17 protein-coding genes and 2 tRNA genes are annotated in these 25,042 nt (G+C 68.7%); 12 read left to right on the plus strand and 7 right to left on the minus strand.

Translation table 11 applies throughout. The features are described 5' to 3' along the window. The first annotated feature begins 107 nt into the window (after positions 1 to 107). Both sbcD and C8E99_RS02405 read left to right on the plus strand, forming a co-directional pair. On the plus strand, positions 108 to 1,523 hold the full coding sequence (gene sbcD, locus C8E99_RS16155) for an exonuclease subunit SbcD (protein ID WP_115933155.1): 1,416 nt from the start codon (positions 108 to 110) through the stop codon (positions 1,521 to 1,523). Continuing rightward, entirely contained in the window at positions 1,520 to 4,633 is a 3,114-nt protein-coding gene (locus C8E99_RS02405; protein ID WP_170144509.1) for an AAA family ATPase, read from the plus strand. The genes sbcD and C8E99_RS02405 overlap by 4 nt, the downstream gene beginning before the upstream one ends. Here the strand turns inward: C8E99_RS02405 and C8E99_RS02410 are convergent. The 7 genes from C8E99_RS02410 to C8E99_RS02440 all read right to left on the minus strand — a co-directional run bounded on the left by C8E99_RS02410 (position 4,620) and on the right by C8E99_RS02440 (position 11,428). After that, positions 4,620 to 6,104, minus strand: coding sequence for a malate:quinone oxidoreductase (locus C8E99_RS02410; protein ID WP_115930960.1), 1,485 nt, complete (start codon positions 6,102 to 6,104; stop codon positions 4,620 to 4,622). The genes C8E99_RS02405 and C8E99_RS02410 overlap by 14 nt on opposite strands. Positions 6,105 to 6,159: 55 nt before the next feature. After that, positions 6,160 to 7,920: an ABC transporter substrate-binding protein gene (locus C8E99_RS02415; protein WP_115930961.1), complete on the minus strand. Its 1,761-nt coding sequence runs from the start codon at positions 7,918 to 7,920 to the stop codon at positions 6,160 to 6,162. A 45-nt stretch (positions 7,921 to 7,965) separates the two neighbouring features. Then, a tRNA-Leu gene (locus C8E99_RS02420) sits at positions 7,966 to 8,050 on the minus strand. 141 nt (positions 8,051 to 8,191) lie between these two features. Then, positions 8,192 to 8,668, minus strand: a complete 477-nt coding sequence (gene bcp / locus C8E99_RS02425; RefSeq protein WP_115930962.1) for a thioredoxin-dependent thiol peroxidase — start codon at positions 8,666 to 8,668, stop codon at positions 8,192 to 8,194. Positions 8,669 to 8,764: 96 nt separating this feature from the next. Continuing rightward, the gene (locus tag C8E99_RS16320; protein ID WP_211308971.1) at positions 8,765 to 10,363 is read right to left on the minus strand and encodes a M23 family metallopeptidase; all 1,599 of its coding nucleotides are present in this window, start codon (positions 10,361 to 10,363) and stop codon (positions 8,765 to 8,767) included. A gap of 319 nt (positions 10,364 to 10,682) precedes the next feature. Next, positions 10,683 to 10,755 (minus strand) — tRNA-Lys (locus C8E99_RS02435). Positions 10,756 to 10,852: 97 nt separating this feature from the next. Continuing rightward, positions 10,853 to 11,428, minus strand: a complete 576-nt coding sequence (locus C8E99_RS02440; RefSeq protein WP_245952036.1) for a hypothetical protein — start codon at positions 11,426 to 11,428, stop codon at positions 10,853 to 10,855. Between the two features lie 109 nt (positions 11,429 to 11,537). On the opposite strand from C8E99_RS02440, the gene ilvD reads away from it, so the two are divergent. The 10 genes from ilvD to C8E99_RS02490 all read left to right on the plus strand — a co-directional run bounded on the left by ilvD (position 11,538) and on the right by C8E99_RS02490 (position 24,926). Beyond that, positions 11,538 to 13,295, plus strand: a complete 1,758-nt coding sequence (gene ilvD, locus C8E99_RS02445; protein WP_281269051.1) for a dihydroxy-acid dehydratase — start codon at positions 11,538 to 11,540, stop codon at positions 13,293 to 13,295. A 361-nt stretch (positions 13,296 to 13,656) separates the two neighbouring features. Further along, positions 13,657 to 15,528, plus strand: a complete 1,872-nt coding sequence (locus C8E99_RS02450; RefSeq protein ID WP_115930963.1) for an acetolactate synthase large subunit — start codon at positions 13,657 to 13,659, stop codon at positions 15,526 to 15,528. A gap of 3 nt (positions 15,529 to 15,531) precedes the next feature. After that, positions 15,532 to 16,044 carry an acetolactate synthase small subunit gene (gene ilvN, locus C8E99_RS02455; RefSeq protein ID WP_115930964.1) on the plus strand — a complete coding sequence of 171 codons (513 nt, stop codon included), beginning with the start codon at positions 15,532 to 15,534 and terminating at the stop codon, positions 16,042 to 16,044. A 58-nt stretch (positions 16,045 to 16,102) separates the two neighbouring features. Beyond that, entirely contained in the window at positions 16,103 to 17,134 is a 1,032-nt protein-coding gene (ilvC, locus tag C8E99_RS02460) for a ketol-acid reductoisomerase (RefSeq protein WP_115930965.1), read from the plus strand. A 226-nt stretch (positions 17,135 to 17,360) separates the two neighbouring features. Beyond that, complete coding sequence (serA, locus tag C8E99_RS02465; RefSeq protein ID WP_115930966.1) at positions 17,361 to 18,959, plus strand: phosphoglycerate dehydrogenase; 1,599 nt, start codon at positions 17,361 to 17,363, stop codon at positions 18,957 to 18,959. Positions 18,960 to 19,013: 54 nt separating this feature from the next. Further along, positions 19,014 to 19,964: a hypothetical protein gene (locus C8E99_RS02470; RefSeq protein ID WP_115930967.1), complete on the plus strand. Its 951-nt coding sequence runs from the start codon at positions 19,014 to 19,016 to the stop codon at positions 19,962 to 19,964. A gap of 9 nt (positions 19,965 to 19,973) precedes the next feature. After that, complete coding sequence (metG, locus tag C8E99_RS02475) at positions 19,974 to 21,620, plus strand: methionine--tRNA ligase (protein WP_115930968.1); 1,647 nt, start codon at positions 19,974 to 19,976, stop codon at positions 21,618 to 21,620. A 72-nt stretch (positions 21,621 to 21,692) separates the two neighbouring features. After that, positions 21,693 to 22,817 (plus strand): 3-isopropylmalate dehydrogenase, encoded by a 1,125-nt coding sequence (locus tag C8E99_RS02480; RefSeq protein WP_115930969.1) that lies wholly within the window; start codon positions 21,693 to 21,695, stop codon positions 22,815 to 22,817. A gap of 122 nt (positions 22,818 to 22,939) precedes the next feature. Continuing rightward, positions 22,940 to 24,064, plus strand: a complete 1,125-nt coding sequence (locus C8E99_RS02485) for a branched-chain amino acid aminotransferase (protein WP_115933157.1) — start codon at positions 22,940 to 22,942, stop codon at positions 24,062 to 24,064. A 58-nt stretch (positions 24,065 to 24,122) separates the two neighbouring features. Then, positions 24,123 to 24,926, plus strand: coding sequence for a fumarylacetoacetate hydrolase family protein (locus tag C8E99_RS02490; RefSeq protein ID WP_115930970.1), 804 nt, complete (start codon positions 24,123 to 24,125; stop codon positions 24,924 to 24,926). Positions 24,927 to 25,042 lie beyond the last annotated feature (116 nt).

Below are 25,042 nucleotides of genomic sequence, written 5' to 3' on the forward strand. Positions count from 1 at the left end.
CCGGCGGCATGGCAGGACCACATCACCACATCGCAGGACCACATCGGCAGGACCACGGCTGTGGAGAAGTGCCAAACGCGTCCTGTGTGACGGATAGCGTGGTGTCCATGTTGATCCTGCACACCTCTGACTGGCATCTGGGCCGGTCGTTCCACGGAACCGGCCTGCTCCAGGCACAGCGTGAGGTCCTTGACCAGATGGCTGCCACGGTCCGGGAACGGGGCGTGGACCTGGTTGTGGTGTCCGGTGACGTGTATGACCGTGCCCTGCCCGCCGCTGATGCCGTGGAGGTCCTCGATCGGGCCCTCGCGGAGCTGGTGAGCGCCGGGGCGGCCGTGGTGCTGACCAGCGGGAACCACGATTCCGCCATCCGGCTGGGCTTCGGCGGCCACCTCATGGGCGCCTCCGGGGTGCACTTCCGGACCCGGATGGACCAGGTCACCGCGCCGGTGGTGCTGGAGGATCCCGACGGCGGCCTGGTCGCCGTCTACGGTGTGCCCTACCTCGAACCCCGGCACGCCGGCCAGGTGTGGGAGGTGGACCCGAACCACACGGCGGTGACGGCCGAAGCGGTGCGAAGGATCCGGGAGGACGCCGAGGCGCGGTTCGGCGGCCAGGACCAGGAGGCCGCCGTGATCGCCATGGCGCATCTCTTCGCCGCCGGTGGTGCCGGGTCGGACAGTGAGCGGGACATCGGCGCGGATGTCCTCCAAGGCCAGCCACCCGAGAACCAAGAAACCGAGAACCAGGCGCCCGAGAACCAAGAAACCGAGAACCAAGAAACCGAGAACCAAGAAACCGAGAACCAGGCGCCCGAGAACCAAGAAACCGAGAACCAAGAAACCGAGAACCAAGAAACCGAGAACCAGGCGCCCGAGGACCAAGAGACCGAGAACCAGGAGGGACGGGCGGACTGTCCGTCGGAGGAGCTGCTCGTGGGCACCCTCGGACAGGTACCGGTCTCGGTCTTCGAAGGCATCGACTACGTGGCGCTGGGCCACCTGCATGGCCGCCAGCGGATGGCGGAGACCGTGCGGTACTCGGGATCACCGCTGCCGTACTCCTTCTCCGAGGCCAACCACACCAAGGGCGGACTGCTCGTGAGGACGGCAGGAGGCACGGTGACGGGCGTCGAGACCGTGGACTGGTCCGCCGGGAGGAAGCTGGCCGTCCTGCGTGGACGGATCGAGGACCTGATGGACAACCCGGACCACGCGTGGGCGGAGGACCGCTGGTGCCAGATCACCGTCACGGACCCGTTGCGCCCCCCGCAGGCCTACCGCCGGCTCAAGGAGCGCTTCGACGGGCTGTTGAACTTCGTTCTCGATCCCGAGGTTGGCGCCGCAGCGGTGAAGTCGACCTACGCCGCCCGGCTGGCCGCCGCGACCACGGACCTCGAGGTATGCACCGGATTCGTGGAGCACGTGCGGCAGCGCCCAGCGTCAGCGTCCGAGACAGCACTGTTGACGACGGCGTTGGCGGAGAGCAGGACCGAGCTCGGGGACGAAGGAAGTGCCGCATGAGGATCCACCGACTCGAGCTGCAGGCCTTCGGCCCCTTCGCCGGACGGGAGAACGTCGACTTCTCCGAACTCAACGAGGCGGGCCTGTTCCTGCTCGACGGCCCCACCGGTGCCGGTAAGTCCACCGTGCTGGCCGGGATCTGCTTCGCGCTCTACGGAACGGTCCCCGGTGGCCGGAGCGCCGAGGGACTGGCGAGTACCCAGTCCCCGATCGGGACGCGGCCCGAGGTCCTGCTGGACTTCACCATTGGCGCCCGGAACTTCGAGGTCCTGCGGTGGCCGAAGTACCGGCGTCCGGCCAAGCGGCAACGCCAGGGAGAGGCCGGCATCACCCTGACCGAGGAGAAGGCCGGTGCGGTGCTCCGTGAATTCCGGGACGGTGAGTGGGTCGAGGTCTCCGTGCGGGCGGACGAGATCGGCCAGCTACTGCGCCAGGAGTTGTACCTGGACGCCGAGCAGTTCATGCGCGTCGTGCTGCTGCCCCAGGGGGAATTCGCCGCCTTCCTGAAGGCCGGATCCCAGGACAAGGAAACGCTGCTCCGTAAGCTTTTCGGCACGGGCCGGTACGACGGGGTCGCGACGTCCCTGGCCGCACGGCAACAGGCTCTGGAACAAGCTGCGCGGCGGGACCGGGATCTCGTGGCCACGGCCCGCCAGGATCTCCTGTTCTCGTTGCAGGACGGACTGGGAGAGGGCTGGTGGGACTCCGAAACCGAGCCGGAGGGGTGGCCGGACGCCGAGCTCGTGTCCCAGTCGACCGCTGCCGTGGCCGCTGCCCTCGAAGCCTCCCGGGCCGCACGCCACGATGCCGTGGTGGAGGCGTCCCGCGCTCAACGAGCCGTGGACTCGGTGAGCCGGACCCGGCAGGACCTGCAGGCCGCACAGGCCTGGGCGGACCGGACCAGCCGCCACGAGGAACAACGGAACCCCACGGTTTCCGCCCGGTCCGCCGTCGAACAGCACCGGGCGGCAGTGCCCGTGAACCGCAGGGCCACGGAGGCCCGAGCGGCCGAGGACGCCCACCGGGAGCATCGTGCGGCTCTGGACCGTGCCCTGGAACGGGCGTGGGCCGATGAACAGTGTCTGGCATGGGACCGAGCCCTGGACCGAGCCCTGGACCGGGCCTGGGACCGGGACGGGGGTGAGGCATCGACCGGCCTGGCCTCCAGCTTCGACGACCTGCGCCAACGGGCCGAACGGGACCTCAACCAGCTGGCCGACCGCGAGCGGGACGCCGCAGCCCTGACCCGGTCCGAGGCAGAGCGCGCACGGCTGGTCGACTCCATCGAGGTCTCGACCCGCACGGCCACTGCGGCCGAGGCCGAACGGGACGAGCTGGTGGCAGCGCAGCGAAGCCTGCACCAGCGCCTCGAGGACCTGGCCAGTCCGGCCGCGGGCCTGGGCCCCGCTCGGTTGCTGCTCGAACAGGCCACCGCCCGGAAGGAAGCAGCACTGGCCCATGAGCGGGACCACCACGCCAGGGCGGCCGCCGAGGACTCCCTGCGGACTGCCACCGACCGGGCCCAGGCGGCCGTGGATGCCTGGCAGGACGTCGTCGAACGTCGGCTGGCCGGGGCCGCCTCACTGCTGGCGGCTGCCTTGCAGGACGGCGAGGCGTGCCAGGTCTGCGGGTCAGTGGACCACCCGTCACCGGCGGCACCGGGCGACGCCGAGATCTCCGCCGAAGCCCAGGACCGGGCGCGTCAGGACATGGACGGGCTCACAGCGGCTCGACGGCGCGCTGAGGCCGCCGTGGACGAGGCGCGACGCACGGCGGAATCCAGCCGACTGGCCTCGGCGGGCCTGTCACCGCAGGACGCCGAGGTGGCCTTGAGCCAGGCCCAGGATGCGGTGTCTGCCGCACAACAAGCCGCCCGGGACCTCGAGTTGGCCCGTACCGCTGTGCAGCAGAACGAAAAAGACCAGCTGGTCCAGGCCAAGGTGGCCGAGACGGCTCGCGGCGACCTCGCCGCGGCGCAGACCCGGCTGACGGCGGCGGACGAGGACATCGACCGCCTCCGCCGGGTGGTGGCAGAAGCCTTGGACGGCCGGACCGACCTTGCTGTGGTGCGTCGGGAACTGGAGGCTGCCAAGCAACTCGTGGACGCCGTGGTTGCGGCTGCGGCCGCCGAAGCCACCCATCGGTCACTGGCCCTCCAAGCCGCCGAACACCTCGCCGCTGAACTCGGGGCGAGTCCCTTTGCCACGGTCGAGGACGTTCGTGCCGCCGTATTACCGGCCGAGGAGGAGACTCGACTCGCGGCTTCCGTCCGGGACTGGGACCACGAGGAGGCACGCTTGGCCGAGCTGGCCGCCAGTGAGACGGTGCAACGCGGACGTGAGCTTCTCCAGGGCGGCACCAAACCGCCGTCGGAGCAGGAGGTGGCGCAGCACGAGGCTGCCCTGGACGCTGCCACGCAACATCGCGATGCCGCGGGCGAACGGGTCGGTGTGTTGGAGTCACTGCACCGGCAGACGAGCCGGCAGGCCGGCGTGCTGACCGAGGTCGCCGACCGCTCGGCCGGACAAGTGGCGGATCTCGAAGAGACGGAGGGGCTGCTCAGGCTCGTCCGCGGCGCCGGGGAGAACTCGTACAAGATGACTCTCGGCAGTTATGTGCTGGCCGGTCGCCTGGAGGAGGTGGTGGCAGCCGCCACGGAACGGCTCCTGGGCATGACCCAGGGCCGGTACGAGTTGCGCCACGACGACTCGGCCCGGGGCCGCGGCATCCGCGGGCTCGATATCACGGTGTTCGACCGGTATACCGAGGATGAGCGGGCCGCCTCGACCCTGTCTGGCGGGGAGACGTTCATGGCCTCGCTGGCCCTGGCCTTGGGACTGGCGGACACCGTGCAGGCCGAGGCCGGGGGTGTGGACATGGACACCCTGTTCGTGGACGAGGGCTTCGGATCCCTGGACACCGCCACCCTGGCCGACGTCATGGACGTACTGGACGGACTGCAGGCCGGTGGCCGTACCATCGGCATCGTCAGCCACGTCGACCGGATGAAGCAGGACATCGGCTACCGGCTCGAGGTGCAGAAGACCCAGCAGGGTTCACACCTTCAGGTCCGTGTGCCGGACCGGGTGGGGCCGGTCAGGCGAGTTTGAGCGCGGCGTTGGTGGCCTGCTCAACCTCTTCCATCAGGGTCCGGTTCTCGTTGAGCCGGTGACCGCTGGAAGGGATCATCTCCTGCAGCTTGGGCTTCCACGCCTCCATCATGGCGGGGAAGCACTTCTCCAGCAGCCCGACCATGATCGGAGCCGCCTGCGACGCGCCCGGGGAGGCACCCAGCAGGGCGCCGATCGAGCCATCGCCCGCCGTGACGACCTCGGTGCCGAACTGCAGCACGCCGCCCTTCTTCGGGTCCTTCTTCATGACCTGCACACGCTGGCCTGCAGTGATCATCTCCCAGTCGCCGCCGTTGGCGAGCGGGTAGAAGTCCTGGAGGGCGTCAACCTTCTTGGCCTGGCTCTTGGTGACCTCGGTGACGAGGTACTTGACCAGATCCACGTTGTCCTTGGCGACGTTGAGCATCGGCAACAGGTTGTGCGCCCGGACCGAGAGGGGCAGGTCCAGGTAGGAGCCGGACTTCAGGAAGTTCGAGGAGAATCCGCCGTAGGGGCCGAACAACAGCGAACGGCGTCCGTCTACGAAGCGGGTGTCCAGATGCGGAACGGACATCGGCGGGGCGCCGACTGAGGCCTGGCCGTAGACCTTGGCCATGTGCTGGTTGACGATCGACTCGTCAGTGCACTTGAGGAACTTGCCGGAGACGGGGAAGCCCCCGAAGCCCTTGCCCTCGGGGATGCCGGAGGACTGCAGTAGGTGCAGGGCGCCGCCGCCGGCCCCCAGGAAGACGAAGCGGGCTCGGGCGGTGAAGGACTCGCCGGCGGCCTTGTTCTTGACCTTGAGTTCCCATCGGCCGTCGGTGCCGCGGTCCACGGAGGTGACCTTGTGGCCGAAGCGCACGTCCACCCCGGAATTGGCCAGGTTCGTGGTCAGCTGCCGGGTCAACGAGCCGAAGTCCACGTCCGTGCCATTGGTCTGGCGGGAGGCGGCCAGCCGCTGGCCATCCTTGCGGCCGTCGATGAGCAGCGGGGCCCAATCGCGGATGGTATCCGGGTCCTCCGTGTGCTCCATGGTCTCGAACAGGGGATGGGCACTGAGGGACTCGTGGCGAGTCTTGAGGTAGTCGGCGTGATCGTTGCCCCACACGAAGCTCATGTGCGGCAGGGGATTGATGAAGGTCTTCGGTTCGCCGAGCTTGCCCTCGTTGACCAGATAGGACCAGAACTGGCGGCTGACCTGGAACTGCTCATTGATGGCCAGTGCTTTGGTCGGATCGACCGTGCCATCGGCGCCCAGCGGGGAGTAGTTCAGCTCGCAGAGGGCAGCGTGGCCGGTGCCGGCGTTGTTCCATGGGTCGGAGGACTCGAGACCGGCCTGGTTGAGGTTCTCGAACAGGCCGATCGACCAGTCCGGCTGCAGCTGCTGCAGGAAGGTCCCCAGCGTGGCGCTCATGATGCCACCCCCCACCAGGACAACGTCGTAGGTGGTTGCGGCAGACTGCTGGCTCACGATTCTCTCCCAGGGTTACGGATGGGTGACAGATAGGGGTCTGCCCTTGACTTTACTACCGGCGCGGACCGCTCTGATCCACGGGTACGATCCGGTCGAAACGCTCGTCCAAGACCGGAGAGGTCGGGTAGGAGACCAGCGTGTGTCCCGAGGCGACGGCGGAGATCGGATACACCAGGGGCAGGGCGGGTAGGTCCAGCGCCAGCGATTCCGCACTGCGCCGGTACAGGGTTGTGCGGGTCTCGGCATGCCTGCTGGACACGGCCTCGGTCAGGGTCTCGACCACGAACGGGTTCGAGTAGCCGAATTCGGTGGAGTGACTGCCGAAGAGCGGCTCGAGGAAGTGGTGTGGATCGCGGTACTCGCCGGTTCGGCCGGACAGGTGGAAGGCCCGGCCGGTGTCCGCGTTGAGCCGGTCAAGATAGCCGTCCTCCCACCGGACGGGTACCGGCTCCAGGACAAGACCGACGTTCGCCAGGTCCTCGGCGATCCGGGCATACACGGGTTCCGGGGAGGGCAAGTAGGGCCGTGACGTCTCCACGGGGTACAGGAATTCCAACGGCTCACCGCGGTATCCGGCCAATTCCAGCAACCCCCGGGCCTTCTCGGCGTCATAACCGTAGGTCGTCAACTCCGGATGGGCCACCCCCAGGGACGGCGGGACGAACTCGTCGGCCTGTGAAGACCCCGCCAGGAAATACTCCTCAGCCAGGGCCCTCCGGTCGAGGGCGTGCGCCACGGCCTGACGGACATACAGCTGGCCCAGGATCGGATGCTGGGTGTTCATCCCCAGGTACAGGACGGAGAAGGGATCCCGTTGGAGCACCTGCGCGCCTCCCTGCACGAGGGGGCGCAGGGTGGACGGGGAGACGTAATCGAAGGCATCGAGGCGCCCGCGGCGCAACTCCCGGAGCCGTTGCTGGGCTCCGGTGATCATCGACAGGGTCACCGGTCCGACGGCGGAGGGCCCGTCACGGTAGTCAGGGTCGGCTTCCAGTACCAGCAGGTGCTCGCCGGTGGCCTCGTCTGCACCGTCGGCCTTGCCGGCCCCGTCTGCACCGTCGGCCTTGCCGGCCCCGTCTGCCGGTGCTGCACCCCAGCGGAACGGGCCGGTTCCTGCCGGCCGGGCCTCCGGGAGCTTGCCGGGCTCAGTCTCCGCCAGGGCACGGTCGAACTCGACCCATGAGTCGGGCGAGCTGAGGCCGAACGGCGGGGAAGTGAGCGCGGCCGCGAGGAAGACGATCGGTTCGGACAGGACGAGGGACACCGTCCGTTCACCGACGGTCTGGCACTCGACGTAGCGGCACTGCTCGTCTCCGGCATACCCACCGAAGACGGAGGCGAAGGCCAGGCGGGGCAGTCGGTCCAGTCGGTCCTGCCCCAGGAGTCCGGGCAATCGGGCCCACCGCTCGAAGTTGGCCGCGACGACCTCGGCGGTCAACGCGGTGCCGTCGTGGAATTCGACATCCGGGGCGAGGGAGAAGGTGTAGCGCAGACCGTCGTCGGTGACGGTCCAGTCACTGGCCAGGTAGGGGATCGGGGCACCTGTGTTGTGATCGACTCCGAGGAGCGTCTCCAGGACCTGGCGCGTGCTGCGATGGGACTCGGCGTCCACGGTGAGGGACGGGTCCAGCGATTGGGGCCGGGCCGGAACGCCGATGGTCACGGGCACCGTGGCAGGAGCGGGGGGCGCCGATGGCGGCGGAGTGGAGCCTTCCGGAGCGGATTCGCTGCGGATCTGGGCCGCGCACCCGGTCATCGGCAAGACGAACGCCGCCGCCAGGGACGTGATGACGGTGCGGCGCGAGATCTCCACGCGTCCGGGCCTCCCTGAAACTGAGGTGAAAGGGTCTGGTACTTCTGGTGCGGGCGGGGGGACTTGAACCCCCACGTCCGAAGACACTGGAACCTAAATCCAGCGCGTCTGCCAATTCCGCCACGCCCGCAGGTCCCCGCTGACGGGAACAACGGCCCATCATACCCGCTGGGGCGGACGCGGATCCGTCGTGGGCCCGAGGTAGCGAGGACAGGAAAGGTCGGCGGCGCCGATGCCTCCCTGACACGCCCCGGGGCGGTCCTGAGGTGACTCAGGCGAGCTGGAGATCCCGGCGGAGCTTGGCCACGTGTCCCGTCGCCCGGACGTTGTACTGGGCCAGTTCCACAGCGCCGTCGGTGCCGACCACCACGGTGGAGCGGATCAGGCCCTCGTAGGTCCGTCCGTAGTTCTTCTTCTCGCCCCAGGCACCGTAGGCCGCGGCCACGGCGTGGTCCTCGTCCGAGAGCAGCGGGAAGGCCAGCGCCTCGGCCTCGGCGAATTTCGTCAGCTTGGCAGGCCCGTCGGGGGAGATTCCCACCACGGCGAAGCCCTCTGCCGTGAATGCCGCGAGGTTGTCGCGGAAATCGCAGGCCTGGGTGGTGCAGCCGGGCGTGGCAGCAGCCGGGTAGAAATACACGATGACGCGCTGGCCGGCGTAGTCGGCGAGGGCGACGGTATTGCCCTCCTGGTCGGTCAAGCTGAAGGCGGGAGCCGTGTCACCCGGGGCGAGTCGCTGCTGATCAGTCATGCGCACCACTGTAGGGCTTCCCCCGATGTGCGACGTTTCCGCAGCGAGCAGGCGGTACGCCGTCGGTACAGGATTTTCTCACCCGGACGTCGGTGCTCAGGACGTCGCTGGCGCCGAGGTGGCCGACGAAGCTGCTGTGAGGAAGTCCTCATCCGAACATGCGGGGAGGGCTTCCAGCCAGGCGGTGCTGGGGTCCACCTCTGCCAGGCGGCGTGCATCCACCTGCTCGGGGTCGCCGGCCGCGCTCAGCACGGCGATGACCTCGGTCAGCACGGTGTCGGCCGTGATGTCCAAGCCGCCGTTGAAGTCGTCCGGGTCCAGGTCCACACACCAGCGGGCTGCCTCGACCTCGTCCAGGGCCTTCGGAGCGGCCGGAGCCTCAGGGGTGGGCGCTGGGTCAGTGGGCGCTGCCGATGGCGGCTCGGGTGACGGGGTTGCTGATGGCTTCGGTGGCTGCGTCGGAGCGGGTGTCGGGGTGGTCGGCGATGGTGTGGACGAGGGCTCCGGCGGAGATGGTGTCGGTGCTGGCGTCGGTTCCGCTGTTGGTTTGGGCGTGGATGTTGGAGGAGTCGTGAGAGTGGGGGCAGGCGTCGAGGGCTTGGCGGTGACGCTCGGCTGCGGAGCCGTCGGCTTGGAGGTCGGGGCGGGCTTGGACGGGTTCGGTTTCGGTTGCGCTGTGGCCGACGGGGGCGCGGGCCGTGAGGCCGAGCCATCGGTGGACCGTTCGGGTGCCTTCGCCGGCGGGGCATCTGGCCGAGGCGCCCTGGACCCGTTCCTGCCGCTTTCCTGCGTGCTCGGCTTCTGCCCTTCCTGCTTCTGCGGGTCGGAACGCTCGGCTTCAGAGGTGGAGTCCTTCGAGCCGGACGCGATGCTGGTCGGCGGGGCCGTCGTCGGATTGCCGTGGGAGGCGTTGCGGATGCGTTTCAGGTCCTCCGGGGTGAGGGCGGCCGGCTGGCCCGCCACGGCCGGCAGCACGAGGGAGGGATCCAGATATCGGCCGTCCAGGGTGATGCCGAAGTGGACGTGGCAACCGGTGGAGTTGCCGGTCGTCCCGGCCAGGGCTATCACGTCACCCCGGGTCACTCGGTCGCCGGCGGAGACCAGGAGCACCGAGTTGTGGTGATAGGCGGTGGCCAGGCCGTCTCCGTGGTCGAGGTCGATCCGCAGTCCGGACGTACCCCGGTCCGCGGCGAAGCGCACGGTGCCATCCGCAGAGGCCCGGACCGGAGTGCCACAAGCCACCGGGTAGTCCTGACCGATGTGGAACTGCATGGCTGGACCGATGTTGGTCGGGTTGACGCGCCAGCCGAAGGCGGAGCTGAGCGAGATGGGCCCGGACACGGGATGGTCCATCACCACGTTGATGCCGGGGATCGCGCCTCGATGAGCCGAAGCCGGAACGTGGCCGGAGGCGGCGTCAGCGGACCCGGTCCGTTCCTGCAGCGTCTGCTGTTGTGAGGCCGAGAGGACGACGAAGGATCCGGGATAGGCGCTCTGGGCGGTGGCAAAGGAACCGTTCACCACCGGGGCGAGGTCCCCGGGGGATCCGCCGTCGGAAGGGCCTGCCGTGGCGGGGGCAAGCGAACCGGGAAGGAGGAAGGTGGATCCTCGTTGCGCTTCTTGGCCGTGGGTGGAGTCCGTCGCGGCCGCCGATGCGGTGGAGGGAAGCTCTGTCCCCCGTGACGGAAGAGCCATCGACGTGCCCACTCCTCCGGAGACCGCGAGCAGAACCAGTGCCGTTGTTGCAGCACCAGCAGGTGCCCATCCATGCTTCACGATCCGGTTTACCTCGATCTTCCCTCATCGCAGCGACTGTCGATAGCCGATAGCGTGGCACGCTTTGGGCACGGGAGGTAGACCTGAAGGTGAACGGACAGTGCTCCGGGCGTGTCGATTCTCACAACGATGCCGGCGGCGCCTTCGTGGGAGCGCTCGTGCCGGTGACGGAGAGACCAGATTTCAGACGGAATTGCAGAAGGGCCCCGGTCCTGTGACCGGGGCCCTTCTGGTGGGGTGCACCCCCCGGGACTCGAACCCGGAACCCATTGATTAAGAGTCAATTGCTCTGCCAGTTGAGCTAGAGGTGCCTGTTGTTTTGGACCGGTAAACGGTCCGTGCAACGAGGAAAAACTTTAGCAGAGAACCGTGGTGGACGCGAAATTGGCAGAGGCGTGGCCTTCGCCACTACGGGCGGTGGTCTCCGGACGCGGCCGGCTCAGGGGTCTCGTCGGTCTCATAGCCGGTCTCATCGCCGGCCTCCCCACTGCCGACGGTCTCACCGGTCTCGGCGTAGTAGGACTCCAGGGTGTCCATGAAATGGGACATGAACTGGTGGAAGTCCTCGGCGTCCTCGTCCTGCTCCAGAACCAGGGTGCCGTCGTCGCCCTCCTCAGAACCGGGCCTGAGAGCCGTGAGGTGGGCACGGAGGTTCTCGGGCAGTGGCACCCGGGGCGCCCCGGAGACCTCAAACCAGGTCCGGAAGCCGGTCACGGTCTCGACCTGGTAGCCGGTACCCGTGTCCGCCAGGGTGGCCACGTTGCCCAGGGCCACCGTCGCGATGGACGTATCGGCCGGCACCTCGGGCAAAGCGTCCAGGTCAACGGGGCACAGCAGCAACTCGAGGGGCTGCCGGCGGTAGCCGATCGTCCAGGGATTGCCGGCACCGGACGGTTGCGCATAGACGAGATTGAAGTCGCCGTGGTTGAACACGCGGGTGTCGAAGACCCCGCGGAGCAGGTGTTTCAGGTCTTCGCCGTCCATGGGATCAGTCTACGGACAGCTACGGATCAGAGAGCAAGCATGCGGGTGGGGCGCCGCGTGCGGTGTCACGTGGGGACCGACCGCGGCGGGCGGTCCTAGGATGTTGCCCATGACCACCCCCACCGCAGACACCACCCTTCCTGGCGGTCCGGAGGGCGGAGGCAACTCCGGCGCCTCCACCCCGGACATCAAGCCACGCTCCCGCGCTGTCACCGACGGAATGGAGCGCGCCCCCGCACGCGGCATGCTCCGTGCGGTCGGCATGGGCGACGAGGACTTCGCCAAGCCCCAGATCGGCATCGCCAGCTCCTGGAATGAGATCACCCCGTGCAACCTCTCCCTGGACCGCCTCGCACAGGCGTCCAAGGAGGGTGTCCACGCCGGTGGCGGCTACCCGCTCGAGTTCGGAACCATCTCCGTGTCCGACGGCATCTCCATGGGCCACGATGGCATGCACTACTCGCTCGTGTCCCGTGAGGTCATCGCCGACTCCGTGGAGACCGTGATGCAGGCCGAGGCCCTGGACGGCTCCGTGCTGCTGGCCGGCTGTGACAAGTCGCTGCCGGGCATGCTGATGGCCGCCGCCCGTCTGGACGTGGCCAGCGTGTTCATCTATGCCGGGTCCACCATGCCGGGGTACGCCACCCTGGAGGACGGCACGGAGAAGCAGGTCACCCTGATCGACGCCTTCGAGGCCGTGGGCGCGTGCGCCCGCGGGCTGATGAGCGAGAAGGACCTGGACACCATCGAGCGGGCCATCTGCCCGGGCGAGGGTGCCTGTGGCGGCATGTACACGGCCAACACCATGGCCTGCATCGGCGAGGCACTCGGCATGTCCCTGCCCGGCTCCGCCGCCCCGCCCTCGGCCGACCGACGCCGCGACGCCTTCTCCCGCAAGTCCGGCGAGGCCGTCGTCAACCTGCTGCGCCTGGGCATCACCTCGCGGGACATCATGACCATGAAGGCCTTCGAGAACGCCATCGCCGTGACCATGGCCTTCGGCGGTTCCTCCAACGCGGTGCTGCACCTGCTCGCGATCGCCCGTGAGGCCGGCGTCGACCTCACCCTCGACGACTTCAACCGCATCGGTGACAAGGTTCCGCACCTGGGTGATCTCAAGCCCTTCGGCCAGTACGTCATGACGGACGTGGACAAGGTCGGCGGCGTTCCCGTGGTCATGAAGGCACTGCTGGACGCCGGACTCATCCATGGCGACGCGCTGACCGTCACGGGCAAGACCGTGGCCGAGAACCTGGCGGACCTCACGCCCCCGGACCTGGACGGCAAGGTCCTGCGTGCCCTGGACAACCCGCTGCACCACAACGGTGGGCTCGCCGTCCTCAAGGGGTCCCTGGCTCCCGAGGGCGCCGTGGTGAAATCTGCTGGTTTCGACGCCGACGTCTTCGAGGGCAATGCCCGCGTCTTCGAGCGCGAACGCCAGGCCATGGACGCTCTCGAGGCGAACGAGCTGCAGGCGGGCGACGTCGTCGTCATCCGCTACGAGGGCCCCAAGGGTGGCCCGGGCATGCGCGAGATGCTGGCCATCACCGGGGCCATCAAGGGCGCCGGCCTGGGCAAGGACGTCCTGTTGCTGACGGATGGCCGCTTCTCCGGCGGTACCACCGGCCTGTGCATCGGCCACGTGGCCCCGGAGGCGTCCGACGCCGGCCCCATCGCCTTCGTGCGCGACGGCGACCGGATCCGCGTGGACATCGCCGCCCGCACCCTGGACCTCCTCGTTCCGGAGGACGAGCTGGAGGCTCGCAAGGACGGCTGGGAGCCGATCCCGCCGAAGTTCACCACCGGGGTGCTCGGCAAGTACGCCAAGCTCGTGCACTCCGCCGCCGAGGGCGCCTACCTCGGCTGATTGTCCAAGGACCGGACACCCGTCTCATGATGTGAGACGGGTGTCCGGTAGATTGACACGGTAAGCACCCACTCGGGGATACTGGTCGCATGTCCAACACACGACTAGTCGTCGTTATCCAGCGCCTGGCCTGAACCACGGTTCGGTACGGCGGGTTCGCCCGCTGCCAGGCGCGAAACCCCGAGTAGGCCAACCGGCCGCCGTCGGGGTTTTTTTGTTGGGGAAGCGGAACGAGGCCGGCCATCACATCGGCTTCACTGGTTTCTCCGCCAGCAGGCGGACGACCCGGGGGACACCCGGGCCGGGCACCCAAGAGGCTTTGAGTAGCCATCGGACTAGCAGTGACGAAGAAGGCACAGCAATGAGCAACGGATCTCGCATCACCCCGTCGGTGATGCCATCCCATACGGCCCGTGACAAGCGGGACAGGAACGAGTCGCCGGCCGACAGTCTGGTCCCCGGCCTCAACAGAGTCGTCGAGCCGGTGCAGATGACCGGATCACAGGCGATCGTGCGGGCGCTGGAGGAACTGGGCGTGACGGACGTCTTCGGGCTCCCGGGCGGAGCGATCCTGCCGACCTACGACCCGTTGATGGACTCCACCACCATCCGCCACATCCTGGTGCGCCACGAGCAGGGCGCGGGCCACGCGGCACAGGGCTACTACCTGGCGTCGGGCCGGCCCGGCGTGGCGATCGCCACGTCGGGTCCCGGTGCCACCAACCTCGTGACGGCCATTGCGGACGCCCACATGGACTCCCAGGCCTGCGTGTTCATCACGGGTCAGGTCGCCTCGACGGCCATCGGCTCCGATGCCTTCCAGGAGGCTGACATCGTCGGCATCACCATGCCGATCACCAAGCACTCCCGGCTGATCACGAAGGCCGCCGACATCCCCCAGGCCATGGCCGAGGCCTTCTACATCGCCACCACCGGCCGTCCCGGCCCCGTCCTGGTGGACGTGGCCAAGGACGCCCAGCAGGCGATGATGGAGTTCTCCTGGCCCCCGAAGATCGACCTGCCGGGCTACCGGCCGGTGCTCCGCGGTCACTCCAAGCAGGTGCGGGAGGCGGCCCGGCTCATCCAGCTGGCCGAGCGTCCGGTCCTGTACGTGGGTGGCGGCGTCTCCCGCGGCCATGCCAGCGTCGAACTGGCCGAGCTCGCCGAACTGACCGGCGCGCCGGTCGTGACCACCCTGACGGCGCGTGGCGTCTTCCCGGACTCCCATGGGCAGCACCTCGGCATGCCGGGCATGCATGGCTCCGTGGCAGCCGTCTCCGCCCTGCAGATGTCCGACCTGCTGATCACACTCGGGGCCCGCTTCGACGACCGCGTCACGGGCCAACTGGACTCCTTCGCGCCGAAGGCCAAGGTCATCCACGCCGATATCGACCCGGCCGAGATCTCCAAGAACCGCACGGCGGACGTGCCGATCGTGGGTTCGGTCAAGGAGATCATCCCCGAGCTCACCGATGCCGTGCGGGACACCCATGCCGAGGCCGGGAAGCCGGACCTGGCCGAGTGGTGGACCGTGCTGAACCGACTCCGCGAGACCTACCCGATGGGCTACACGCCCACCGAGGACGGACTGATGAGCCCGCAGAAGGTCATCGAGCGCCTCTCCGCGCACTCCGGGTCCGAGGCCGTGTACGTGGCCGGGGTGGGTCAGCACCAGATGTGGGCCAGCCAGTTCGTGAAGTACGAGCGCCCCCACCAGTGGTTGAACTCCGCCGGCCTCGGGACCATGGGCTTCGCGGTCCCCGCAGCCATGGGTGCCCAGGTCGGCAATCCGGACCGCGTGGTCTGGGCCATCGACGGAGACGGCTGCTTCCAGATGACCAACCAGGAGCTGGCCACCTGCCTGATCAACAAGATCCCGATCAAGGTGGCGATCATCAACAACTCCTCGTTGGGCATGGTCCGGCAGTGGCAGACCCTGTTCTACGAGTCCCGCTACTCGAACACGGATCTGAACACCGGGCACGACACCATCCGGGTGCCCGACTTCGTGAAGCTGGCCGAGGCGTACGGCTGCGTCGGCCTGCGGTGCGAGAACGAGGAGGACCTGGACGCCACGATCGAACAGGCCCTGGCGATCAACGACCGCCCGGTGGTCGTCGACTTCGTGGTCTCCCGAGACTCCATGGTGTGGCCGATGGTTCCCTCCGGCGTGGGCAACAGCGAGATCCAAGTGGCCAAGGATATGACCCCGGACTGGGACGAGGAGGACTGACCCATGGCACGACACACGCTGTCCGTATTGGTGGAGGACGTGCCGGGCGTGCTGACGCGCGTCGCCAGCCTCTTCGCCCGCCGGGCCTTCAACATCCACTCCCTGGCCGTGGGCACCTCGGAACTCGAGGGGCTGTCCCGCATCACCGTGGTGGTGGACGCCGAGGGCGACCTGCTGGAACAGGTGACCAAGCAGCTGAACAAGCTCATCAACGTCATCAAGGTCGTCGAGCTCTCGTCCGGTGGCTCCGTCCAGCGCGACCACCTGCTGGTCAAGGTTCGCTCCGATGCCGCGTCCCGGTCCCAGGTGGTCCAGGCCGTCGAGCTCTTCCGCGCCTCCGTGGTGGACGTCTCCACGGACTCGGTGACCATCGAGGCGACCGGCGCGGCCGACAAGCTGTCCGCCCTGCTCGAGGTCTTGGAGCCCTTCGGGATCCGTGAGCTCGTACGCTCCGGCACCATCGCCGTCGGGCGCGGGGGCAAGTCGATGACCGACCGCGCTCTCCCCAAGAGCTGAACTCAGAACCAATCCCAACCATCTCATCCAACAGACATCCACAACGAGGAGATTTCCTGTGACGACCACCAAGTACTACGAAGACGACGCCGACCTGTCGATCATCCAGGGCCGCACCGTCGCCGTCATCGGCTACGGCTCCCAGGGCCACGCGCACTCCCTGAGCCTGCGCGATTCCGGTGTCGACGTCCGCATCGGCCTGGCCGAAGGCTCGAAGTCCCGTGCCAAGGCCGAGGCCGAGGGCCTGCGCGTCGTCTCCGTGGCCGAGGCCGCTGCTGAAGCGGACCTCATCATGATCCTGACCCCGGACCAGGTCCAGGGCGCGGTCTACAACGAGCACATCGCCCCGAACCTGCAGGACGGCGACGCCCTGTTCTTCGCGCACGGCTTCAACATCCGCTTCGGCTACATCCAGCCCCCGGCCGGCGTGGACGTCGCCCTGGTCGCCCCGAAGGGCCCGGGCCACGTGGTCCGCCGCGAATTCGAGGCCGGCCGCGGCGTGCCGGCACTGGTCGCCGTGGAGCAGGACGCCACCGGCAACGCCAAGAACCTCGCCCTGGCCTACGCCAAGGGCATCGGCGGCACCCGCGCCGGCGTCATCGAGACCACCTTCACCGAGGAGACCGAGTCCGACCTCTTCGGCGAGCAGGCTGTGCTCTGCGGCGGCGCCTCCCAGCTGGTCCAGTACGGGTTCGAGACCCTGACCGAGGCCGGCTACCAGCCGGAGATCGCCTACTTCGAGGTCCTGCACGAGCTCAAGCTCATCGTGGACCTGATGGTCGAGGGCGGCATCGCCAAGCAGCGCTGGTCCGTCTCGGACACCGCCGAGTACGGCGACTACGTCTCCGGCCCGCGCGTGATCGACCCGTCCGTCAAGGAGAACATGAAGGCCGTGCTGGCCGACATCCAGGACGGCACCTTCGCGAAGCGCTTCATGGACGACCAGGCCGCCGGTGGCCCCGAGTTCAAGAAGCTGCGCGCCGCCGGCGAGGCCCACCCGATCGAGAAGACCGGCCGCGAGCTGCGCCAGATGTTCTCCTGGCTGAAGGACTCGGACGACGACTACACCGAGGGCACCGCGGCCCGCTGATCGAGCCCGCACCACTGACCGCTTTCAGTCGACTTCGCGTGGGTCTTAGAGCCCGGAACCCACGCGAAGTCGACTGAAAGCGTTGGCGAGGGGCCGTCGTCGTCCCTCAGGCCGGCCACCGGGCCGCTCTGCGGACCGCCGACCATCCCTGCCTACCCCTAGAATCGAAACGGCCGACCCGAGCCAGCGCGGTCGGCATCCCTGACTACCCGAAGGTGATTGACCCGTGTCTGAGACCAAGCCCGTTGTCCTCATTGCTGAAGAACTCTCCCCGGCCACGGTGGACGCGCTCGGTCCGGACTTCGAGATCAGGACCACGGACGGTGCGGATCGGGCTCAGTTGCTGGCGGCCCTGCCGGAGGCCAACGCGGTGCTGGTCCGCTCGGCCACCAAGATGGACGCCGAGGCCATCGCGGCCGCTCCGAACCTGAAGGTCATCGCCCGGGCCGGAGTCGGGCTGGACAACGTGGACACGAAGTCCGCCACCCAGGCCGGCGTCATGGTCGTCAACGCCCCGACCTCCAACATCCTCTCGGCCGCAGAACTGACCTGTGGCCACATTCTCGGGGTGGCCCGCAACATCGCCCCGGCCAACCGTGCGCTCAAGGGCGGCGAATGGAAGCGGTCCAAGTACTCGGGGGTCGAGCTCTACGAGAAGAAGCTCGGCATCATCGGCCTGGGCCGCATCGGCTCGCTGGTGGCCGAGCGCATGCGCTCCTTCGGCATGGAGATCCTGGCCTACGACCCGTACGTCACCTCCGCCCGCGCCCAGCAGATCGGTGCCCGGCTGCTGTCCCTCGACGAGCTGCTGGCCGAATCGGACTTCATCACCATCCACATGCCGCGGACCCCGGAGACACTCGGCATGATCTCGGACGAGCAGTTCCGAATCATGAAGGACACCTCCTTCGTGGTGAACGTCGCCCGCGGCGGCCTGATTGACGAGGACGCCCTGCACCGTGCCCTCGAGGCGGACATCATCGGTGGGGCGGCCATCGACGTCTTCTCCTCCGAGCCCGCCGTGGACCTGCCGTTCTTCGCCCATGACAACGCCGTGGTCACCCCGCACCTGGGCGCCTCCACCGAGGAGGCCCAGGAGAAGGCCGGCGTGTCCGTGGCCAAGTCCGTTCGCCTGGCGCTGGCCGGCGAGCTTGTCCCGGACGCCGTCAACGTGGCCGGCGGCGTCATCCACGAGGATGTCCGTCCCGGGATCCCGCTGGCCGAGAAGCTCGGCCGCATCCTCACGGCACTGTCCACGGGGGACTCGCTCACCGTGGTGGAGCTCGAGGTCGCCGGTGAGATCGCGGACAAGGACGTGAAGTCCCTGCAACTGGCCGCCCTCAAGGGCGTCTTCACGGACGTCGTCTCGGACCAGGTCTCCTACGTCAACGCTCCGGTCCTGGCCGAGCAGCGCGGCGTCGAATCCCGGCTGACCACCACCGCCGAATCCCCGGCCTACCGGAACACCGTCACCGTCAAGGGCGCCACCTCCAACGGCACCCAGATCTCCGTGGCCGGCACCCTGACCGGGCCGAAGCAGGTGCAGAAGGTCGTCGGCATCGATGGCTACGAGCTCGAGGTCCCCATGGCGGAGCACCTGCTCGTGTTCCGCTACACCGACCGTCCGGGCGTCATCGGCACCATCGGCCAGGTCCTCGGCGACGCCGGCGTGAACATCGCCGGCATGGACGTGTCCCGCCAGGAGGAGGGCGGGGAGGCACTGGCCCTGCTGACCCTGGACGCCACCCTGCCCTCCGGCGTGGCCGAAGAGCTCGGCAACGCCATCGGCGCCTCGAAGGTGGCCGGCATCGACCTGGAGGACTGACCCTCCCAGCGTGTCCTTCATCACGCTCTCATCCGCGAATGCTTGACTTCTGCCATGCAGAAGACAGAGGCCCCAGGGCATCCAGAGGCCCCCGAGGTACCAGGGCACCCAAAGGCCCACGGGGAGTCCGAGGCTCGTTCTGCCGCGCGCGGCGGAGGCACGCGCCCGTGGTGGCAGCCCACCCTGTGGTTCCTGCTCGCCGCCGGACTGGCGTTGGTCATCCTCTCCGCGGTGGTGCCCCTGGTCCTGGGGGCCGGACCCGTGGACCGGACCTCCCCGGTGCGGGTGTTCTTCGACGTGGCCGGGGAGCGCAACCTGCCGACCTGGTGGAACGCGGGCCTGCTGTTGATGGCCGGTGCCCTCAGCGTCGCCGTCGGACTGCTGCGCCGCCCCGCGCGTCTGGACGGCCGCGGTGGTTGGGCCGCCTGGAGCGGGTTGGGAGCGCTGCTGGCCATGATGTCCCTTGACGAGTTCGCCGGCATCCACGAGCGGATGGACGGGCTGTGGCGGCGGCTCGTGGGGGACAACCCGCTGCCGGCCTTCGAGTGGCTGATGCTGGGCGTGCCGGTGGCCGGCGCCGTCGTCGTGTTCCTGTGGCTGTGCGCCCGCGTGCTGCCGGCCCCGTCCATGGCGCTGTACGTGCTGGGCATCGTGGTGTTCTTCCTCGGGGCGCTCGGTGCCGAGGCCGTGGTGGTGGGGGTCGGGGTGCCGCTGGACTCGTGGGCCTACGTGGCGAGCTATCACGTGGAGGAACTGCTGGAGTTCACCGGCTCCGCCCTCCTGGTGGTCGCACCAATGGCCGCCGTCCGGTTGACTTCCGGTGGGCAGACCAACCGGCAGACCAACCGGCAGACCAACCGGGATACCAACCGGGATACCAACGGGGATGCCAGCGGGTCGGTCAGCGAAACCGCCAGCGGACCCGCCAGCGGGCTGCAACTGACGTGGCACGCCGGCCGCCGGCGGGGCATTGAGCCGGCCCGGCCGGCGTCGGCGATGCGATAGATTCGACGGGTGACTTCTCCGGATGCCGAGCCCCAGAACCAGACCCCCGAGCGGGAGCCGTACTACCTGACGACCGCCATCTCTTACCCGAACGGCGAGCCCCACATCGGGCATGCCTACGAGTTCGTCGGCACGGACGTGATGGCCCGGTTCCAGCGGCTGGATGGCAAGGACGTGTACTTCCTGACCGGCACGGACGAGCACGGCCAGAAGATGCAGCAGACTGCGCAGGCCGAGGGCATCACGGCCCTGGAGCTCGCCACCCGGAACTCGGCGGCGTTCAAGGCGGTCGACGACGAGGTGCTGGACATCTCCTACGACCGGTTCATCCGCACCACGGATGCCGACCACACCCCGGCGGTCCAGGAGATCTGGCGTCGCATGGAGGCCGCCGGGGACATCTACCTGGACCAGTACTCCGGCTGGTACTCCGTCCGGGACGAGCGCTTCTTCGGCGAGGACGAGACCGAGGTCCGCCCGGACGGGAAGCGCTATGCCACCGAGACCGGCACCGAGGTGACGTGGACGGAGGAGGAGAGTTACTTCTTCCGGCTGTCCCAGTACCAGGACCGGCTGCTCGAGCTGTACCGCACCCGGCCTGACTTCGCCGCGCCGCAGTCCCGGTTCAACGAGGTCATCCGCTTCGTCGAGTCCGGCCTGGAGGACCTGTCCATCTCCCGGACCTCCTTCGACTGGGGGATCGAAGTCCCGGCCCCCGCCGAGGGCTCCGGGAACCGGCCCACGCAGGACCACGTCATGTACGTCTGGGTGGACGCCCTGACCAACTACCTCACCGGTGCCGGCTTCCCGGCTGAGGACTCGGAGCAGTTCCGCTTCTGGCCCGCCGACCTGCACGTGATCGGCAAGGACATCTCGCGGTTCCACTGCATCTTCTGGCCGGCCTTCCTGATGAGTGCCGGGCTCGAGCTGCCCCGGCGGGTCATGATCCACGGTTTCCTCAACAACAACGGCGAGAAGATGTCCAAGTCGCTGGGCAACGTCGTCGGCCCCGCGGAGTGGGTCGAGCACTACGGCCTGGACGCCGTGCGCTACTTCCTGCTGCGCGAGTTCCCCTTCGGTGCCGATGGCTCGTACAGCCACGAGGCCGTCGTCGGGCGGAAGAACGCGGACCTGGCCAACAACCTGGGCAACCTCGCCCAGCGGTCCCTGTCCATGGTGGCCAAGAACCTGGACGGTGCGGTGCCCCAGCCGGGGGAGTACACCGCGGCGGACCGTGCCCTGCTGGACGCGGCCGCCGGCCTGTTGGACACGGCACGCGCGGACTATGGCGTGCAGGACTACCACCACGCTCTCGAGGTCACGTGGGCGCTGCTGGGCGATGCGAACGCCTACTTCGCCGAGCAGCAGCCCTGGGTTCTGCGCAAGACCGACCCCGCCCGGATGGCCACGGTGCTCTACGTGACCCTGGAGACCGTGCGCCGTGTGGCACTGCTCGTACAACCGGTCATGCCGGGGTCCGCGGGAAAGCTGCTGGACCTGCTGGGCATCGCCCCCAGCGGCGACGCCGGCCGCACCGGTGCCTCGGGCGCCGGCCCGCGCTCCTTCGCGGCCTGGGACGAGGCCCTAGTGCCGGGCAGCTCCCTGCCCGCGCCCCAGCCGGTCTTCCCGCGGCACGAGGAGCCGGACGCCGGCTGAGGCCATGTCCACCATGTGGACTGCCCGACCACATGGTGGACGCTCGTCACGGTGTCGGCCTAGCCTGTCGCCATGGACACCACCGCCTCCGCCACCGTTCCGTCTGCCGCCACGTCCGGTGCGGCCGCCGCCCTGGATCTCGCCGTCATCGGCGGCGACGGGATTGGCCCGGAAGTCACCGCCGAGGCCCTCAAGGTCATGCGCGCCGCTACGGCTGCCGCCGGCGACGCCGAGATCAGGGCCACCGAGTACACCCTCGGGGCCGCCCATTGGCTCGCGACGGGGGAGACCCTCACCGACGAGGCGCTGGAGCAGTTGCGCGGACATGACGCCATCCTGTTCGGCGCCGTCGGTGCCGCCCCCAACGACACCCGGATCCCCTCTGGGCTGATCGAACGCGAGCTGCTGCTCAAGCTCCGGTTCTCGCTCGACCACGGCGTGAACCTGCGCCCCTCCCGCCTCTACCCTGGCGTCCCGAGCCCGCTGGCCCACCCCGGGGACATCGACTTCGTGGTGGTCCGTGAGGGCACCGAAGGCCCCTACGTGGGCAACGGGGGAGCCATCCGGACCGGCACGGCACAGGAGATCGCGACCGAGGTCTCCATCAACACCGCCTTCGGTGTGGAGCGCGTGGTCCGGCATGCCTTCGCCCTGGCCGCCACCCGGGAACGCCGGCACGTCACCCTGGTGCACAAGCACAACGTCCTGGTCCACGCCGGACACCTGTGGCGGCGCACCGTGGAGGCCGTGGCGACCGAGCACCCGGATGTCACCCACGACTACATGCACGTCGATGCCGCCACCATCTTCATGACCACGGACCCGGCCCGCTTCGACGTCATCGTGACGGACAACCTGTTCGGAGACATCCTCACGGATCTCGCCGCGGCTGTCACCGGGGGCATCGGCCTGGCCGCCTCCGGCAACGTCAACATCTCCGGCACCGCGCCGTCCATGTTCGAGCCGGTCCACGGTTCCGCCCCGGACATCGCCGGCCAGCAGAAGGCCGACCCGACGGCGGCCATCCTCTCCGGTGCCCTGCTACTCGAGCACGCTGGCCGCCCCGAGGCCGCCCGCCGCATCAACGAGGCCGTGTACGCGGACATCGCGGCGCGTGGTGGGGCAGGCGGCGGGGCAGACAGCGGGGCCGTGCGGAGCACCGCCGAGATCGGCGACGCCATCGCGCGCTCCGTCTGAGGCGGTACCGGCGCCTGTCAGTACCCGGCCGCCTGTCACCACCCAGCCGCCGGCCGTCACCACCCCGGGAGCCGGCGGGTTCTATGATGGATGCACCCGATGAGAAAGAAGTTGCCGTGACCATGGAATTCGCCCGCCATCCCCATCCCTCGCCGATCGCCGAGGAGCGGCGCCGGGAGATCCTGGTCAACCCCGGCTTCGGGCAGCACTTCACCGACCACATGGTCTCCATCGACTGGACCAGGGCGTCCGGGGAGGCCGCAGCGGTGTCCTCGGCACCCCACAGCGGGGGAGAGTGGCATGATGCTCGCCTCGAACCGTTCGGCCCGCTGACCCTCTCTCCGGCGGCCGCCGTGTTCCACTATGCGCAGGAGATCTTCGAGGGTCTCAAGGCCTACCGGCATGACGACGGCAGCGTGTGGACCTTCCGCCCGCAGGCCAACGCCGCACGGCTCAACCGGTCCGCCCGCCGCCTGGCGCTGCCGGAGCTGCCGGAGGAGGTCTTCCTGGAAGCGCTGCGTGTGCTGGTCTCCACGGACCAGTCCTGGGTCCCCGATGGTGACGGCCAATCGCTCTACCTTCGCCCCTTCATGATCGCCACCGAGGAGTTCCTCGGCGTGCGGCCGGCCAACGAGGTCGGTTTCAAGGTCATCGCGTCCCCGGCCGGCAACTACTTCGGCGGCGAGCTCAAGCCCGTGTCCATCTGGGTGTCGCGTGAGCTGGCCCGTGCCGGCCATGGCGGAACGGGTGCCGCCAAGTTCGGGGGCAACTACGCCGCGTCGCTGGCGGCCCAGCTCGAGGCTTCGGCCCACGGCTGCGACCAGGTCCTGTTCTTGGATCCGGTCCGGGACAACGCTGTCGAGGAACTCGGCGGCATGAACGTCTTCTTCGTCTTCGCGGACGGCAGTCTGGTGACCCCCGAGCTGACCGGCACCATCCTGGAGGGCGTGACGCGCTCCTCCGTGCTCCAGTTGGGCCGGGATCGCGGCATGAACGTGTCCGAGCGCACCATCACCGTCGAGGAATGGCGCGAGGGTGTGGCCAGCGGCGAGATCACCGAGGTCTTCGCCTGCGGCACGGCTGCGGTCATCACCCCGATCGGCACCCTCGTGGACGGCGAGGACTCCTTCACGTCGCCGGCGGTCGATCCGACCACGTCGGTGGCGCTGGACATCCGCCGCGAGCTGCTGGACCTGCAGACCGGCCATGGCGATGATCGGCACGGTTGGCTGTACCGGCTGGTGTGATCCGGTGAGTGTGACCGGGCGGGCCGCGACACCGGCTGCGCTGACTTAGGCTGGTCCCATGCGCATTGCCCGATTTGTTGTAGACGCCGAACCTCAGTACGGACTCGTCGAGGGGGAGGCGGATAACCCCCAGGCCGACTCGGAGGACCTCGAGGTCGTGGTCCTTCACGGGGACCCATTCTTCCAGGGCATCCAGCCCACCGCCACACGCCACCGTCTGGCGGACGTGCGCCTTGTGGCCCCCATCATTCCCCGGTCCAAGATCGTGGGCATCGGGCGCAACTGGGCGGACCACGCCTCCGAACTCGGCAACGCCGTCCCGGATAGCCCGCAGTTCTTCCTCAAACCCAACACCTCCGTGGTGGGCCCGGGCGAGCCGGTCACCCTGCCGAGCTGGAGCGATCAGATCTCCTATGAGGCCGAGCTGGCCGTGGTCATCGGCACGATCTGCAAGGACGTCCCCGCCGAGCGCGTGGACGATGTGGTCTTCGGCTACACGGTCGGCAACGACCTCACCGCCCGGGACGCGCAGAAGTCCGATCTGCAGTGGGCCCGCGCCAAGGGCTTCGACGGCGCCTGCCCCCTCGGGCCATGGATCGAGACCGGCCTGACCAGTGCGGACACCGAGGACCTGGGCATCCGGATGGAACTCGACGGCGCCGTCGTCCAGGACGGCCGCACCTCGGACATGGTCTTCGGCGTGAAAGAGATCGTCTCCGCTGTCTCTCAGGCCTTCACCCTGCTCCCCGGTGACGTCATCCTCACCGGGACGCCGGCCGGCGTCGGGCGCGTGGAAGGCGGGCAGCGGACCGAGGCGACCGTGGAGGGCATCGGTACCCTCACCACGGTGTTCCGCCGCTGACACTGTCCCAGCACCTCCGTCGGCCCGGGGCAGGGCAACCGCAGCGGGCCCCGCAGGGGCCGCCGGACCGCCCGTGACGAGAACGCGGCGGGGGCCGCACTAGAATGGTGGCCATC

The organism is Citricoccus muralis, assembly GCF_003386075.1.
Taxonomy (GTDB): Bacteria; Actinomycetota; Actinomycetes; order Actinomycetales; family Micrococcaceae; genus Citricoccus; species Citricoccus muralis.